Source organism: Pseudomonas sp. 43A (assembly GCF_013363935.1).
Classification (GTDB): Bacteria; Pseudomonadota; Gammaproteobacteria; order Pseudomonadales; family Pseudomonadaceae; genus Aquipseudomonas; species Aquipseudomonas crudilactis.
The window spans coordinates 495,729-512,133 of record NZ_CP054880.1; the positions used below are offsets into that span (position 1 = coordinate 495,729).

The 16,405-nt window shown below is 59.1% G+C and carries 16 protein-coding genes; 14 read left to right on the forward strand and 2 right to left on the reverse strand.

What is annotated here, in order from left to right; genetic code table 11:
* Positions 1-167: 167 nt before the first annotated feature.
* Positions 168-494, forward strand: coding sequence for a hypothetical protein (locus HUW52_RS02150; protein ID WP_007919145.1), 327 nt, complete (start codon positions 168-170; stop codon positions 492-494).
* A gap of 90 nt (positions 495-584) precedes the next feature.
* On the opposite strand, the gene HUW52_RS02155 is transcribed toward HUW52_RS02150, so the two are convergent.
* Entirely contained in the window at positions 585-896 is a 312-nt protein-coding gene (locus tag HUW52_RS02155) for a hypothetical protein (protein WP_141234593.1), read from the reverse strand.
* Between the two features lie 358 nt (positions 897-1,254).
* On the opposite strand from HUW52_RS02155, the gene HUW52_RS02160 reads away from it, so the two are divergent.
* The 10 genes from HUW52_RS02160 (at position 1,255) to HUW52_RS02205 (ending at position 9,619) form a co-directional block, all read left to right on the forward strand.
* Positions 1,255-2,064 carry an energy transducer TonB gene (locus HUW52_RS02160; protein ID WP_175552860.1) on the forward strand — a complete coding sequence of 270 codons (810 nt, stop codon included), beginning with the start codon at positions 1,255-1,257 and terminating at the stop codon, positions 2,062-2,064.
* Positions 2,065-2,109: 45 nt separating this feature from the next.
* A complete protein-coding gene (locus HUW52_RS02165; protein WP_175552861.1) occupies positions 2,110-2,835 on the forward strand; it encodes a MotA/TolQ/ExbB proton channel family protein in 726 nt (241 codons plus the stop codon).
* 1 nt (position 2,836) lies between these two features.
* Positions 2,837-3,238, forward strand: coding sequence for a biopolymer transporter ExbD (locus HUW52_RS02170; protein WP_105708576.1), 402 nt, complete (start codon positions 2,837-2,839; stop codon positions 3,236-3,238).
* Between the two features lie 365 nt (positions 3,239-3,603).
* Positions 3,604-4,185, forward strand: coding sequence for an alpha/beta hydrolase (locus HUW52_RS02175; RefSeq protein WP_016985638.1), 582 nt, complete (start codon positions 3,604-3,606; stop codon positions 4,183-4,185).
* A gap of 54 nt (positions 4,186-4,239) precedes the next feature.
* Positions 4,240-5,172: a sigma 54-interacting transcriptional regulator gene (locus HUW52_RS02180; protein WP_175552862.1), complete on the forward strand. Its 933-nt coding sequence runs from the start codon at positions 4,240-4,242 to the stop codon at positions 5,170-5,172.
* Between the two features lie 166 nt (positions 5,173-5,338).
* On the forward strand, positions 5,339-6,136 hold the full coding sequence (locus HUW52_RS02185) for a MetQ/NlpA family ABC transporter substrate-binding protein (RefSeq protein ID WP_016985636.1): 798 nt from the start codon (positions 5,339-5,341) through the stop codon (positions 6,134-6,136).
* A gap of 529 nt (positions 6,137-6,665) precedes the next feature.
* Complete coding sequence (locus HUW52_RS02190; protein ID WP_008083580.1) at positions 6,666-7,331, forward strand: amino acid ABC transporter permease; 666 nt, start codon at positions 6,666-6,668, stop codon at positions 7,329-7,331.
* Positions 7,312-7,971, forward strand: coding sequence for an amino acid ABC transporter permease (locus tag HUW52_RS02195; protein ID WP_007918714.1), 660 nt, complete (start codon positions 7,312-7,314; stop codon positions 7,969-7,971). The genes HUW52_RS02190 and HUW52_RS02195 overlap by 20 nt, the downstream gene beginning before the upstream one ends.
* Positions 7,968-8,750, forward strand: coding sequence for an amino acid ABC transporter ATP-binding protein (locus HUW52_RS02200; RefSeq protein ID WP_016985633.1), 783 nt, complete (start codon positions 7,968-7,970; stop codon positions 8,748-8,750). The genes HUW52_RS02195 and HUW52_RS02200 overlap by 4 nt, the downstream gene beginning before the upstream one ends.
* The gene (locus HUW52_RS02205) at positions 8,747-9,619 is read left to right on the forward strand and encodes a transporter substrate-binding domain-containing protein (protein ID WP_175552863.1); all 873 of its coding nucleotides are present in this window, start codon (positions 8,747-8,749) and stop codon (positions 9,617-9,619) included. The genes HUW52_RS02200 and HUW52_RS02205 overlap by 4 nt, the downstream gene beginning before the upstream one ends.
* Before the next feature lie 194 nt (positions 9,620-9,813).
* Here the strand turns inward: HUW52_RS02205 and HUW52_RS02210 are convergent, their stop codons facing one another.
* Entirely contained in the window at positions 9,814-11,010 is a 1,197-nt protein-coding gene (locus tag HUW52_RS02210) for an AAA family ATPase (RefSeq protein ID WP_016985631.1), read from the reverse strand.
* 147 nt (positions 11,011-11,157) lie between these two features.
* Here HUW52_RS02210 and HUW52_RS02215 point away from each other — a divergent pair, with 147 nt between their 5' ends.
* Genes HUW52_RS02215 through HUW52_RS02225 form a run of 3 tightly spaced genes read left to right on the forward strand, consistent with a single transcriptional unit; the run spans position 11,158 to position 16,384 of the window.
* Positions 11,158-12,261, forward strand: a complete 1,104-nt coding sequence (locus tag HUW52_RS02215; RefSeq protein WP_175552864.1) for an efflux RND transporter periplasmic adaptor subunit — start codon at positions 11,158-11,160, stop codon at positions 12,259-12,261.
* A complete protein-coding gene (locus HUW52_RS02220; RefSeq protein ID WP_175552865.1) occupies positions 12,258-13,322 on the forward strand; it encodes an efflux RND transporter periplasmic adaptor subunit in 1,065 nt (354 codons plus the stop codon). The genes HUW52_RS02215 and HUW52_RS02220 overlap by 4 nt, the downstream gene beginning before the upstream one ends.
* Entirely contained in the window at positions 13,319-16,384 is a 3,066-nt protein-coding gene (locus tag HUW52_RS02225; RefSeq protein WP_016985628.1) for an efflux RND transporter permease subunit, read from the forward strand. The genes HUW52_RS02220 and HUW52_RS02225 overlap by 4 nt, the downstream gene beginning before the upstream one ends.
* Positions 16,385-16,405: the final 21 nt, after the last annotated feature.

The window sequence follows — 16,405 nt, forward strand, 5'->3', positions numbered from 1 at the left end:
CAAACGGCGATAAGTTATGAGCGAGTTGAATGGTGCTTATTGCAATTTCGTTAGTTCGAGGCGTGGACAATAATTGAATGTGCAACCATCCTGACTGTCGTGAGTTTCCAGGAGGAAACTTGCTCTCATCGGAAGACACTTATCCCAACGATAAAGGAAATCGAATCATGTCGAGCATTAATGGCACTTATGTGAACGCTAACGCTGGCGCCAAGCTGACGATTACCGATGGCAACGACGCCAACGGTACATTCAGCGGCACGTTTAGCCAGGGCGGCGTTAACTATGACGTCAGCTACGGGCATTACCATTTCCAGAACAGCACCGGACAACCTACCACCATTACGTTTGTCGGTCTGAATGGTAATAGCGGGTTTCAAGCATGGTCATTGTTTTCTCCCGATCACAATTACGCGAAAGTTCGCGCGGCCGGTTCCCGTACTAACTTTGACGGTGAAGTAGTGACCCTGGCAGGGGAATTCGTCAAGCAGTAACAGTGGCTAAAGAAGCCGCCACGCCTTTATCGGGCGTGGCGGCTTTTTTATAACCCTCGAGAAAGTCGCCGCTACGATACCGGCGATCAGTTAATTGCCCGTAATTAATACACAGGTTTGCGCTTTGCAGCCTTTTGCGTGACTAAGCGTCACAAACTTGATCGCCGCCTCGGGTGTCGATGTAGCGACTGTCACAGCTGACTCTTTGTAGTCCTTGGTCTGAATACGTTCGCCCGGCAACACAACTTTGCGCCACTCGTTTTGAAATACATAAAGGGGGAAGCTGGTTTTGTTGCTGATCTCCAGTTGCGCAGGCAGCGTGATCTTCGTCGCGGCCGAGGCCACCGATAAGGGCGCCAGTAGTAGCGCCATGTAAATCATTGTCCGTTTGGTTAATTGCATCATTACTCTTCCTGAGTCGATTGAACATGCGCTGATGATCTAATGCGTCCACGACTAATCGCGCAACTTGATTGTTGTAAGCAGGAATGTAGGGCTGCCCCATACCTTCAGCGAATACTTTTAATGCTTGAAAAGCATGGCGTTTTTGGCGCTGGGCTACGGCCCTTGATTGGCGTGGCTTTGCGAGAAATGATCAATTTTAATATAGCCAAATGGTCTATATATAACTTGAAAGGTTACTTTCGGAGATAAGCTTCAAGCCCAATGATTCACCCAACGATCCACCGTGGGGGATTCAACAAAACGGTTGATCGGCAGTTTTTGTAGAGAACGCAAAAAGACCGCAGGGAGTGAATCAATGGGCAATGTCCAGACCGCCGCCAGCGCAGAGGAATTGCTGTGGCGGCAGACGCCGGGTGGCGAATTGGTCGATCTCGGCCGGCCGCATCGTGTGCCGTTGGGGCAGTTGCGTTTGCAGCGTGCGCCCAAGGGAATTCTGAGTCGGCGCGAAACTATTCTGCTCGGCGTGCTCGCATTGGTGGTGCACGGCGCGGTGATCTACTGGATCAGCCAGAAGCCGACGCCAGTGCTGCCGATCGTGCCACCGGAAATTCCGCCGATGACCATCGAGTTCTCGCGCCCGGCACCACCAGCGCCACCGGTAGTCGAGCCGCCGCCACCTGCGCCAGTGGTTGAACCACCACCGCCAGTGGAAGACGAATTGGCGGTAAAACCACCGCCGCCAAAACCGGTTCTGAAACCCAAGCCGGTGGTTAAACAGGCACCCAAGCCAGCGCCGAAAGCCGTCGAGCAACCACCGGCGCCGCCACAACCGGCAGCCCCGGTTGCGGCGCCAGCGCCACCTGCACCTCCCGCGCCGGCACCGGTAACCCCGGCCTCGGCAAATGCCGCGTACCTGAAAAACCCGGCACCGGAATATCCGTCGCTGGCTCAGCGTCGCGGTTGGGAAGGCACGGTGTTGCTGCGCGTGCATGTGCTTGCCAGCGGTAAACCGGGTGAGATCCAGATAGCCAAAAGCAGTGGCCGGCAACAGCTCGACGACGCAGCGCTGAACGCCGTGAAGCGTTGGAGTTTTGTCCCGGCCAAGCAGGGTGATGTCGCCCAGGACGGCTGGGTCAGCGTGCCCATCGATTTCAAGATTCATTAAACCGAAACCAAATTCGCGCGAAATGTTTACACGAGGGAATACATCATGACGTTACTGGCATCTCCACTGGAATCCATCGAAAGCGCGGTGATCTGGCTGCTGGTGGTTTTTTCCGTCGCCACCTGGGGCCTGGCATTGCTCAAGGCTGTGCAGTTCGGACGTCTGAAGGCACAGGACCGGCGTTTTCATAAACGTTTCTGGGCGGCGTCGAGTCTGGATTCCGCCGCTGAATTGAGCGAGACCCAACCCGGCGCTGCGGCGCGGGTGGCACAAGCCGGTTACGCGGCGATTCAGGTAGGCGAGGCGCCACAGGCCAATGATTTGAGCCAGGCGATCAACCATCAGGATCGACTGGAGCGCGCCCTGCGTCAGCAGATTGTCCGCGAACGCCGCTCGCTGGAAACAGGCTTGGCAGTAGTCGCCAGTATTGGCAGCACCTCGCCGTTCATTGGTTTGTTCGGCACGGTGTGGGGAATCATGGAAGCGTTGAAAGGCATCAGCGCGGCCGGTTCGGCGAGCCTGGAAACGGTGGCCGGGCCGATCGGTGCGGCACTGGTCGCCACGGGTGTGGGGATCGCCGTCGCGGTGCCAGCGGTGCTGGTTTACAACTACTTTTTGCGTCGGTTGAAACTGACGGCGGCGGATCTGGATGACTTCGCCCACGACTTCTACAGCCTGGCGCAGAAGAGTGCGTTCCGCGTGTTGATCCATCCGACCGCGCACAAGATCGCCGCAACCGGCAACTCGGCAAAAGTGAAGGAGGCGTCCTGATATGGCCTTCTCCACGCAAGACAGTGATGAGGTACTCAGCGAGATCAACGTGACGCCGCTGGTGGACGTGATGCTGGTGCTGCTGGTGGTGTTTATCGTCACCGCGCCGCTGCTGACCAACGCGATCCCGATCAACCTGCCGAAGACCGAAGCGGTGGCGCCGGTCGAGCAGAAGGATCCGCTGGTGGTGAGCATCGACGGCGCGGGCAAACTGTTTATCAACAAGGATGAGATTCAAGCGGACTTGCTGGAATTCAACCTCAAGTCGGCCAAGGCCAAGGACCCGGAAGTGCGCGTGCAATTGCAGGCCGATGACGGGGTGAACTACGGCGAAGTGGCACGGGCCATGGCTTCGATTGAACGGGCGGGGATTACCAAGTTGTCGGTGATTACTGCGCGGTAACAGATTTCATGTTTTTCCGGGGCCGTCTCCTTGGCAGGGTGCGGCCCTTTTTTTATTTCTGGCAGGGAGAAAAGCCCCTCACCCTAGCCCTCTCCCGGAGGGAGAGGGGACTGACCGCGTTGTTTGGCCGCTATACGCCGACCTGAAATACCCAGTCGAACTCCGGATTTGAAAGGCCAGGTGATCGGCTCCCTTCCCCCTCGCCCCCTTGGGGGAGAGGGCTGGGGTGAGGGGGAAAAGATTTCAAGCCATGCACACATCTCATATTCAATTCAGGTCTTAATAAATAGCTTCTTATTCCTTAACGAATATAAATCCCCTCCCTATACTCGTTCAGGAACAGACACGACGCAGGAGAGCTCCCCATGCGCAACGAATCAATCCGCTACCTGATTGTGCCGGGCTGGCAAGGATCGCCAGAAGATCATTGGCAAAGCCACTGGCAGAACAGCCTGCCGAACAGTGCGCGGGTCGAGCAGGCCGACTGGCTGACGCCGCGTCGAGAAGACTGGGTCGCGGCACTGGCCGAGGCGATTGCTGCCGACAGCACGCCCGTCATCCTTATCGCGCACAGCCTCGGCTGCGTTACCGTTGCCCACTGGGCAGCCACTGCGCCGCTGCAATACCTGCGTCAGGTCCGCGGGGCCTTGCTGGTTGCGCCAGCGGATGTCGAACGCCCGGCCTGCGCCCCGGCACTGCGCAACTTCGCACCGATTCCGACCGATCTGCTGCCATTTCCAAGCCAGGTGGTCAGCTCCGACAACGATGCTGCCGTGAGTGCGTCGCGCGCGCTGGAGCTGGCGCGCAACTGGGGCGCCGAGGCGGGGATTCTCGCCGGTGCCGGACACATCAACGTCAAGTCCGGGCATCAGCGCTGGGAGCAGGGTTTTGCTTATCTCTATCGCCTGCAAAACCGCATGGAACACCACGCCCGCCGCCGCGCCTGATTTTTATTTCTTTCAACGCCCCCGTCTGCCGGCGGTTTTGGGCGGGAGTCTGCCATGAGTTTTGAAACATTCGGTCAGCCATTGCTGACCTTTCCCGACGCTGAAAAAAGCCCCCTGAGCATTCGTGCCAAAGCGCTGGTTTTTGTCGACCCGCGCTCGCGTCAGTTGCGCGAGGAGTTGGAGCTATTAGCCCCGCGTGCGATTTCAGTATTGATTCGCGGTGAGACGGGGACAGGTAAAGAATTGCTCGCCCGGCACATCCATCGCGCCAGTGATCGCAGCGGCTTATTCGTCTCGGTCAATTGCGGCGCCATCAGCCCCACTTACGCCGATGCCGAACTGTTCGGCTATGCCGCTGGCACCTACAGCGGTTCGGCCAGCAGTCGCGCCGGATGGTTCGGTTCGGCCAATGGCGGCACCTTGTACCTTGATGAAATCGGCGATTTGCCGCTGCCGATCCAGATCAAATTGCTGGCGGCTTTGGAGAACCACGAAGTCACCCGGGTTGGTGCGCCGCAGCCTAGTCCAGTGGATGTGCGCCTGGTGGCGGCGACCAGCATCGATCTGGCGCAAGCGGTGGACGCCGGCAAATTTCATGAGCGGCTCTATCACTACCTGAGCGATGGGCAACTGGAATTGCCCGCCTTGCGCGCGCGCATCGGCGACATTCTTTCGCTGGCCGAGTATTTCCTCGGCATTTACAGCCAGCGCCTCGACTTGCCCGTGCCGCTGATCAGCGAAGCGGCGCAGCACGTGCTCGAACAACACAGTTGGCCGGGCAACACCCGCGAGCTGGAAAATGTCATTCACTTTGCCTTGCTGGTGAGTACCGGCGACGAGATTCTGCCGGAGCACCTGAATCTGCCCGAGGTGTCTGGCCCGCAGCTTCAGATCGAGCGGCTGGTTGCACAAATCAACATCGGCGGCAGCGTCGATGAGCGTAAGGCCTTGAAAGATTTGCTGATTCGTTTGAGTGAGACGTTGTAACCGTTTCGTTCAACATGAACAAAATGGAATATGAAGCTGAATAAACGTTATTGTCCGGGAATAAAAAATCACGGTATTGTCCGACCCACGCCAGCGATATCACTTCACTGGCACACGTATTAATGCCGTCGTCGATGACGACCGTGATTTTCGATAAGGACACTGCATGAAAAAGGTTCTGTTGTTTACCGCATTGGCGGCTGCTCTGACTGCTTCCCTGGCCAATGCCGGCGAGAAACTGGTGGTTGCCGCGACCCCGGTGCCGCACGCTGAAATCCTTGAGCTGATCAAACCGACCCTGGCCAAAGAAGGCGTGGATCTGGAAATCAAAGTCTTCACCGACTACGTTCAGCCGAACGTACAGGTTGGCGAAAAGCGTCTGGACGCTAACTACTTCCAGACCCTGCCGTACCTGAACAGCTTCAACCAGGGCAAATACAAGGACGACAAGTCCAAGTACCTGGTGACTGTGCAGGGCGTGCACGTTGAACCGTTCGGTGGCTACTCGAGCAAATACAAGACCCTGGCTGAACTGCCGGACGGCGCGACCATCGCCATCCCGAACGAAGGCAGCAACAGCGGCCGTGCGCTGATCCTGCTGCAGAAGGCTGGCCTGATCGAACTGAAAGATCCGAAAAACGCGCTGGCCACGCCGAAAGACATCGCCAAGAACCCGCACAATTTCAAGTTCAAGGAACTGGAATCGGCCCTGCTGCCACGCGTTCTGAAGGAAGTTGATCTGGACATGATCAACACCAACTACGCGCTGGAAGCCAAGTTGAATCCGACCAAGGATGCGCTGGTGATCGAAGGCGCTGACTCGCCATACGTGAACTTCCTGGTGGCCCGTGAGGACAACAAGAACAGCGACGCGATCCAGAAACTGGCCAAAGCCCTGACCAGCCCGGAAGTCAAAGCGTTCATCGAGAAGAAGTACAACGGTGCGGTACTGCCGGCGTTCTGATCTGACGCTTGAGTGAACCCCTTCAAGGTGTGAAAACGCCGATGACCAGTGATGGGCATCGGCGTTTTTGTGTGTGCGTTGAAAAAGCCCCTCACCCTAACCCTCCCGAAACGTCGGACCGCCCAGAGGGAGAGGGCTGGGGTGAGGGGCTTTTGACTTACGCTGCAGCCTTCAACGCCCGCCTCAACGCCACCAACAATTTCACAATCTCTTGCGGATCCAGTCGCTGCGGCACTTTTACGTCCATGTTTTCTTCCTTGTTATGGGGTTGGCCGGGAGAGTCTGGCCAAAAGCTGTTCATCCTTGGAGGGCTTTCGTGAAAAAAAGATCCGTCCTACAGCGCAAAGGAAAATAGCCTTCTTATTCCTTCCCGGCAAACCCACAGGATAGTTTTTTGGGTGATATCAATATGCTTTAACGGTATTTAAATTCTTGTTTTTATACCTATAAAGTCGGTGCTTGCGGGACAGCCATCCGCTGTCCACGGACTGCACCACCGTCGCTTACCGAGCGGCGTCCAGGACGTTTCATGACTTTCGATTACGCATTTATCCTCAGCACCCTGCCGGCGTTTCTCAAAGCCGTGGGCGTGACGCTGCAGGTCGGATTCATCGCCATTGGCACCTCGTTGCTGGTGGCGCTGCTCAACGCGACGATTCTGGTGTTCCGCACGCCGTACCTGCAAAAACTGGTGGGCCTGTACGTGGAACTGGCGCGCAACACGCCGCTGCTGATCCAGTTGTTTTTCGTCTACTTCGCCTTGCCGGCAGTGGGGATTCAGGTGTCCGGTTTCACTGCCGCGATCATCACCATGACCTTCCTCGGCGGCGCCTATCTCACCGAAGTGCTGCGTGCGGGCGTCGATGCGGTGCCGCAGGCGCAACTGGAATCGGGGCGCTCCATCGGTCTGTCCCACGGCCAATTGTTGCGTTACGTGATCCTGCCGCAAGCGGGGATCCTCAGCTTGCCATCGCTATTCGCCAATTTCATTTTCCTGCTCAAGGAAACCACCGTGGTCTCGGCGGTGGCGGTGCCGGAAATTCTCTACACCACCAAGAGCTACATCGCGCTCTATTACAAAACCTACGAAATGCTCGCCGTGCTGACGCTGATCTGCGTGCTGCTGTTTTTGCCGCTGTCGCTATTGCTCAGCCGTCTGGAAAGGAGGCTCCAGCATGGCCAGTTCGGGTCTTGAACTGCTCTGGGTGTCGTTGCCGCAATTGGCCAAGGGCGCCGGACAAACCTTGTCGATCTCGTTTCTGAGCATCGCCATCAGCACCGTCGGTGGCGTGCTCTACGGTGTGTTGCGCACGTTGAACGTGACGTGGCTCAACGCGATTTTGCGGGTGTATCTGGAGCTGTTCCGGGCGATTCCGGTACTGGTCTGGTTGTACCTGCTGTTCTTCGGTCTGCCGATTTTCTTCGGCCTGAGCATTCCCAGCTTTTGGTGCGCGGTGCTGGTGCTGTCGCTGTGGGGCGCCAGCGAGGTCGGCGAGGTGGCGCGCGGCGCATTGCATTCGTTGCCACGCGGGCAGCGTGAAGCGGGGCTGTCGATAGGTCTGAACGCCGCGCAACTCTACGGCTACGTGCTGCTGCCGCAAGCACTGAAACGCATGACGCCGCCGACCATCAACGTCTACACACGGATCATCAAGACCAGCTCGCTGGCGGTGCTGATCGGTGTGGTCGACGTGATCAAGGTCGGCCAGCAGATCATCGAGCGCACTTACGAATCGGTGCTGATCTACGGCGCGCTGTTTCTGTTTTTCTTTTTCATCTGCTACCCGCTCTCGGCCGCCTCGCGCGTGCTGGAGCGGCGCTGGACGCAAGCATGAGCGCATTGATCGAGTTTCACGGCTTCAACAAATTCTATGGTGAGCAGCAGGTGCTTAACGGCATCGATCTGCAGGTGCAGAGCGGCGAAGTGATCGTCATCCTCGGCCCCAGCGGCTGCGGCAAAAGCACTTTGCTGCGTTGCCTCAATGGTCTGGAAGAGGCCCACAGCGGCAGCCTGAAGTTTCTCGGCCGAGAGCTGCTGGACAAGGTCACTGACTGGCGCGACATCCGCCAGCAGATCGGCATGGTCTTTCAGAGTTATCACCTGTTCCCGCACATGAACGTGCTCGACAATCTGCTGCTTGGGCCGCTGAAGGTGCAAAAACGTCAGCGCCGCGAAGCGCAGCAACAAGCCGAAGCGTTGCTCGAACGCGTGGGGCTGGCGGACAAGCGTGACGCCTTCCCGCGTCAGCTCTCCGGTGGTCAGCAGCAACGTATCGCCATCGTCCGTTCGCTATGCATGAATCCACGGGTGATGCTCTTCGATGAAGTCACCGCCGCCCTCGACCCGGAGATGGTCAAGGAAGTTTTGCAGGTCATTCAGGGCCTCGCTCGTGAGGGCATGACCCTGTTGATCGTCACCCATGAAATGGCCTTCGCCCGCGCGGTGGCCGACCGCATCGTGTTCATGGATGCCGGGCGCATCCTTGAACAGAACCCGCCCGAGATTTTCTTTACGAACCCGCAAACCGCACGCGCGCAGCAGTTTCTGGAGAAGTTCTCCTTCGTGGCAACACTGCCAAAAACGAATCCGACAAAGGAACTGGAACTGTTATGAAAACTGCCGCTTTTTTACTGCCCCTGCTCAGCCTAGTCTTGCTCGCCGGTTGCAGCAAAACCGAAGAACCGCCGAAGCCGAAAGTCGCCAGCGAAAGCACTGCGCCGGCTGGTTACCTGGACAAGATCAAGGCTCGCGACAAACTGATCGTCGGCGTCTTTACCGACAAGCCACCGTTCGGCTTTGTCGATGAAGCGGGGCGCTACGTCGGCTTCGATACTGATATCGGCCGCCGTTTCGCCAAGGATCTGCTCGGCGATGAAAACAAGGTCGAGTTCGTTGCCGTCGAGCCGGCGAGCCGTATTCCGTTCCTGCAAAGCGACAAGGTCGATCTGATCCTCGCCAACATGACCGTGACGCCTGAGCGCAAGGAAGCGGTGGAATTTACCAATCCGAATCTCAAGGTTGCGGTGCAGGCGCTGGTACCGCAAAGCAGCTCGGTGAAAAACCTCGATGATCTGGCGACGCGCACCACCATCGTCACCACGGGCACGACTGCCGATATCTGGCTGACCAAGAATCACCCGAACTGGAAGCTGCTGAAGTTCGAGAAAAATTCCGAGTCGCTGCAAGCCTTGGCCAATGGTCGTGGTGATGCCTATGCGCAGGACAATCTGGTGCTGTTCAGCTGGGCCAAGCAGAACCCGGGCTATCGCGTGCTCGATGAAAAGCTGGGGGCTGAAGCGCCAATTGCGCCGGCGGTGAAGAAGGGCAATATCGAGTTGCGTGACTGGGTGAATACCGAGCTGACGAAGTTGGGTGAAGAGAAGTATCTGCTCAAGCTGTACGACCAATACGTGCGTAAAGAACTGAGCGATGACACCAGGCCTGAGAGCGTGATTGTCGAGGGTGGCAAGTGGCAGGGGTGATTGTCTGTTGAGTCGGTGGTGAGGCCTGCCCCTCACCCCAGCCCTCTCCCGAGGGAGAGGGAGCCGATCCTCATGCCTTTCAAAACTTGAGTTCAGCTCAGGAATTTCACGTCGGCGTAGTTCGAAAGAACAACTCGGTCAGTCCCCTCTCCCTCGGGGAGAGGGTTAGGGTGAGGGGCTTTTGGCTGAAACGCTCAATCCGGCCAATGCCACGCCGGTTCATCCAGCACCCGCTGCCCGACAATCCCGGTCTGCCCCAGTGTCTTCTCCAGCACAATGCAATTGCACTCCGGGTCTTCCTGCAACGCTGAAATCAACCGCCGCGCATGCGACACCACCCACACCTGACACTGCTCAGACGCACGAATGATCAAGCGCGCCAACGCCGGCAACAGATCCGGGTGCAGACTGGTTTCCGGTTCGTTCAGTACCATCAATGACGGTGGCCGTGGCGTCAGTAATGCCGCGACCAGCAGCAGATAGCGCAGCGTCCCGTCCGACAACTCCGCCGCCGATAACGGCCGCAACAAGCCTTCCTGATAAAACTCGATGGCAAACCGTCCACCGGCCTGCGCTTCGATATGCACCCGCGCGCCAGGAAACGCATCGGTAATCGCCGCACGCATCGCATCCCCATCACCAATCTCGATGATGGTCTGCAACGCCGCCGCCAGATCCCGACCGTCGTGATGCAGCACCGGCGTGCGCGTGCCCAGTTGCGGTTGGCGCACCGGTGCATCGGCATCGCTGCGAAAGTGATCGTAAAAGCGCCAGCGGCGAATGAACTCGCGCATCTGAAACACTTCCGGCGAGCTGCGCAGGCTGCCGACCTGATCGAACAGGCTGTCAAAGTTCGGCGTGTGTTGCGCCAGCACATCCCATTTTCGTTCGGTGCGTGCGCGGATCATCGGGCCGTCGCGATCGACCAGCAGGCTGGCGGGGCGGTAAAGCGCGCCGGCCCAGATGCATTCGCGCTTGATCTGCGGGTCGAGGCTGAAGCGCGAAGGGATTGGTCGCGAATGCTCGGGCAGCATGAAGTGACCGTTGGAATCGGGCAGCCCGAGGCTGATCGAATAACTGAAATCTTCCCCAGCGAACCCCAGGCGCAGTCGCTTCACCCCCTGGCGCACCGTCGACTGAATGGGCACTTCGCCGTTGCGCATACGTCGACTGATGGTTTCCGGCCCGGCCCAGAAGGTCGACTCCAGTCCGCCTTCACGGGCCAGCGCATTGACTACGCCACCCTGTGCGGTTTCCGCCAACAGGCGCAAGGCCCGGTAGAGGTTGGACTTGCCGCTGCCGTTGGGGCCGGTGATCAAGTTCAGTCGGCCGAGCGGGATCACCAATTTATTGATCGAGCGGTAATTGGCCACTGCCAGAGTGTTGAGCATGGAATTCCTTCTCTTGAGGCGCCCATTGTAGGAGCTGCCGAAGGCTCCTACAGGGAAATGTTGTGATCGCGCAGGCGAAGGCGGAACCCTGTTCTAAGCTCACAGTCGTATCGTCACTTGCACGTTCGTACACAGGAAGGAGTCTGCATGGCGAGTACCGGTTTGAAAACAGCGGTCGTGCTGAGTCTGCTCACCTTGGTGACCGCTTGCGGCGAGAAAAAAGCCCCCGCTGAGTACCTGCCACGGGTTTTTGTACAAGAGGTCAAGCCCACGGATTACGCGGCTGCGGTGACATTGACCGGGGACGTGCAGGCGCGCGTGCAGACTGAACTGTCGTTCCGCGTCGGCGGCAAGATCATCCAGCGCATGGTCGACGTCGGCGATCGCGTCACCGCCAAACAAGTGCTGGCCAAACTCGACCCCAAGGATTTGCAGACCAACGTCGATTCGGCTCAAGCCCAGGTGGTCGCTGAACAAGCCCGGGTGAAACAGAGCGCCGCGGCGTTCGTGCGCCAGCAAAAACTCCTGCCCAAGGGCTACACCAGCCAGAGCGAGTACGATTCCGCCCAAGCCGCGTTGCGCAGCAGCCAAAGCGCCTTGAGCGCGGCGCAGGCGCAATTGGCCAACGCCAAGGACCAGCTCAGCTACACCGCGTTGATTGCCGATGCGCCGGGCGTGATTACCGAGCGTCAGGCCGAAGTCGGCCAGGTTGTGCAGGCCACGGCGCCGATTTTTTCGCTGGCCCGCGACGGCGACCGTGACGCGGTGTTCAACGTCTACGAATCGCTGCTGGCCGAGCGTCCTGCGGATCCGTCGATTGTCGTCAGCCTGCTCGATAACCCTGCCATCAAAACCACCGGCACGGTGCGTGAAATCACCCCGGCGGTGTCGGCGCAGTCCGGCACGGTGCAAGTCAAAGTCAGCCTCGACAGCTTGCCACAAGGGATGCAGCTGGGCTCGGTGGTCAGCGCCACCGCTAAGGGGAGCGGCAAGTCGGCAGTCGAATTGCCATGGTCAGCGCTGACCAAAAACATCAGTGATCCGGCGGTGTGGATGGTCGACGATAAAGGTGAGGCGCAGTTGCACAACGTGACCGTCGGCCGCTACCTGATTGGCAAGGTCATCATCAGCGAAGGCCTCAAGGGCGGGGAAAAAGTCATTGTCGCCGGTGGGCAGTTGTTGCATCCCGGCATGAAAGTCGAAATCGCTGAAAACACCTACAAGGATCTGCAACCGGGAGCACAGCCATGAAGCGTCTGGGGCTGTTGTCCGTGGGTGTGTTGCTGGCGGCCTGCTCGAAAAGCGAGCCACCTCCGGAGCCGGTACGTCCGGTGTTATCGGTCAAGGTTCAAACGTTGAGCGAGGAAAGCCTGGGGCGTTTCGCCGGCAGCATCCAGGCGCGTTATGAAAGCAACACCGGTTTCCGCGTCGGTGGCCGCATCGCCAGCCGCAACGTCGATGTCGGAACCGAAGTGCAAAAGGGCACGCTGCTCGCCACCCTCGATCCGTCTGATCAGCAGAACCAATTGCGTTCGGCCGAGGGCGACCTGGCCAGGGTTCAGGCGCAACTGATCAATGCCCAGGCCAATGCCCGCCGTCAGCAGGCGCTGTTCGATCGTGGCGTCGGGGCGCAGGCACAACTGGACATCGCCACCACGGACTTGAAAACCACCCAGGCCTCGCTGGACCAGGCACGGGCGGCGGTCAATCAAAGCAAGGATCAGCTCGGCTACACCGAACTGCGTTCCGATCATAAAGCCGTGGTCACCGCCTGGAACGCCGAAGCCGGGCAAGTGGTGACGGCGGGCCAGCAGGTCGTGACCCTGGCGCAACCGGACATCAAGGAAGCGGTGATTGATCTGCCGGACACCCTGGTCGATCAGATTCCTTCCGACGTGGTGTTTCTGGTGGCCGGGCAACTCGACCCGAGCATCAACACCACGGCAACCCTTCGCGAGATCGAACCGCAGGCGCAAAGCGCCACGCGTACTCGTCGCGCACGCCTGACGCTGGCCGAGACACCAGACGGTTTCCGCCTCGGCACGGCGATCAGCGTGACCCTCAGTTCGGCAATCAAACCGCGCATCGAATTGCCGGCTACCGCTTTGCAGGAGGTCGACGGCAAACCACGGATCTGGGTCATCGACACCCAGAGCAAAACCGTCAGCCCCCGCGACGTCAGCGTGATCAGCCGCACCGACAGCAGCGTAGTGCTCGCGGGCGGCGTGAAGAACGGCGAGCGCGTGGTCAGCGCCGGCGTCAACAGCCTCAAATCCGGACAATCGGTAAAACTTGACGAGGACAGTCAATGAAAGGCTCTTTCAACCTCTCCGAATGGGCCCTCAAGCATCAGTCATTCGTCTGGTACCTGATGTTCGTCGCGTTGCTGATGGGCGTGTTCTCGTACTTCAATCTGGGCCGCGAAGAAGACCCGTCGTTCACCATCAAGACCATGGTGATCCAGACCAAATGGCCGGGCGCGACCCAGGAAGAAACCCTTGCGCAGGTCACCGACCGCATCGAGAAAAAACTCGAAGAACTCGATTCTCTCGACTACGTGAAAAGCTACACGCGCCCCGGCGAATCGACGGTGTACGTGTACCTGCGCGACACCACCAGCGCCAAGGACATCCCGGAAATCTGGTACCAGGTGCGCAAGAAGATCGACGACATTCGCGGGCAGTTCCCCCAAGGTATTCAAGGGCCCGGGTTCAACGACGAGTTCGGTGATGTGTTCGGCTCGGTCTACGCCTTCACCGCCGACGGCCTGACCATGCGCCAGTTGCGCGATTACGTAGAGCAGGCGCGGGCCGAGATCCGCAATGTACCGGGGCTGGGCAAGATCGAAATGATCGGCCAGCAGGACGAAGTGATTTATCTGAACTTCTCTACCCGCAAACTGGCGGCGTTGGGTATCGATCAGCGTCAGGTTGTGCAGAGCCTGCAATCGCAGAACGCCGTAACTCCGGCCGGTGTGATCGAGGCCGGCCCTGAGCGGATTTCCGTGCGCACTTCGGGGCAGTTCGCCTCGGAAAAAGATCTCGCCGAGGTCAATCTCAAGCTCAACGACCGTTTCTATCGTTTGGCTGACATCGCCGACATCACTCGCGGTTACACCGATCCGGCTACCCCGGAATTCCGCTTCGACGGCAAACCGGCCATCGGTCTGGCGATCGCCATGCAGAAGGGCGGCAACGTTCAGGAGTTCGGCAAGGCGTTGCACCAGCGCATCGATGAACTGACCGCAGACTTGCCGGTTGGCGTGGGTGTGCACACCGTGTCCGATCAGGCGGTGGTGGTGGAAGAAGCGGTCGGTGGCTTTACCAGTGCCCTGTTCGAGGCGGTGATCATCGTGCTGGTGGTCAGCTTCATCAGCCTCGGCGTGCGCGCCGGCCTGGTGGTGGCGTGCTCGATCCCGCTGGTGCTGGCGATGGTCTTTGTGTTCATGGAATACAGCGGCATCACCATGCAGCGGATTTCCCTCGGCGCACTGATCATCGCCCTCGGCCTGTTGGTCGACGATGCGATGATCACCGTGGAAATGATGGTCACGCGCCTGGAAATGGGCGAGACCCGCGAGCAGGCCGCGACGTTCGCCTACACCTCGACGGCGTTCCCGATGCTCACCGGTACGCTGGTGACCGTCGCGGGTTTTGTGCCCATCGGCCTCAATGCCAGCTCCGCCGGTGAGTACACCTTCACCCTGTTCGCGGTGATCGCCGTGGCGATGCTGGTGTCGTGGGTGGTGGCGGTGTTCTTCGCCCCGGTGATCGGCGTGCACATTCTCAGCGCCAACGTGAAACCCCATGAAGCCGAGCCGGGCCGCGTCGGGCGTGCGTTCAATGGCGGTCTGTTGTGGGCGATGCGCAATCGCTGGTGGGCCATCGGCATTACTGTGCTGCTGTTTGTGCTGGCGGTTTTTTGCATGCGTTTTGTGCAGAACCAGTTCTTCCCGTCCTCGGATCGTCCGGAAATTCTCGTCGATCTCAACCTGCCGCAAAACGCCTCGATCGACGAAACACGCAAGGCCGTCGACAAGCTCGAAGCGACGCTCAAAGGCGACCCGGACATCGTGCGCTGGAGTACCTACATCGGTCAGGGCGCGATCCGTTTCTACCTGCCGCTCGACCAGCAATTGCAAAACCCGTACTACGCACAACTGGTGATCGTCAGCAAAGACTTCGAGGCCCGTGAGGCACTGAGTCAGCGTCTGCGCGAGCGCTTGCACAAGGACTTCGTCGGCATCGGCAGTTACGTCCAGGCGCTGGAAATGGGCCCGCCGGTGGGGCGGCCGATCCAGTACCGGGTCAGTGGCAAGGACATCGATCAGGTGCGCAAGCACGCCATCGATCTGGCCACCGAACTGGACAAGAACTCGCACATCGGCGAGATCATCTACGACTGGAACGAGCCGGGCAAAGTCCTGCGCATCGACATCGCCCAGGACAAGGCGCGCCAGCTCGGGCTGTCGTCCGAAGACGTGGCGAACCTGATGAACAGCATCGTCAGCGGCGCGCCTCTGACCCAGGTCAACGACGACATCTACCTGATCAATGTGGTCGGCCGGGCGGTGAATTCGGAGCGCGGTACGCCGGAAACCCTGCAGAATCTGCAAATTGTTACGCCCAACGGCACATCAATACCGTTATTGGCGTTCGCCACTGTGCGCTATGAACTGGAACAGCCGCTGGTGTGGCGTCGCGACCGCTTGCCGACCATCACCATCAAGGCCTCGGTGCGCGACGAGATCCAGCCGACCGACCTGGTGAAACTGCTCAAGCCGTCGATTGATGCCTTCGCTGACAAACTGCCAGTGGGCTACAAGGTCGCGACCGGCGGTACGGTCGAGGAAAGCGGCAAGGCCCAGGGACCGATCGCCAAGGTCTTGCCGTTGATGCTGTTTTTGATGGCGACCTTCCTGATGATCCAGTTGCACAGCGTGCAGAAGATGTTCCTCGTCGCGAGTGTTGCGCCGCTGGGACTGATTGGCGTGGTGCTGGCGCTGGTGCCGACCGGCACGCCGATGGGCTTCGTGGCGATTCTGGGGATTCTCGCGCTGATCGGCATCATCATCCGTAACTCGGTGATTCTGGTGACGCAGATCGATGAGTTCGAGCGCAAGGGTTACGCGCCGTGGGATGCGGTGGTCGAAGCGACCGAGCATCGGCGCCGGCCGATCCTGCTGACCGCGGCGGCGGCGAGCATGGGCATGATCCCCATCGCCCGGGAAGTGTTCTGGGGGCCGATGGCGTACGCGATGATTGGCGGGATCGTGGTGGCGACGTTGCTGACGTTGCTGTTCCTGCCGGCGCTTTATGTGGCCTGGTACAAGATCCGCGAGCCGAAGAAGGACGCTTCGTCATCGACCCACTGAGTGCGTTTGTTACACCTTTGG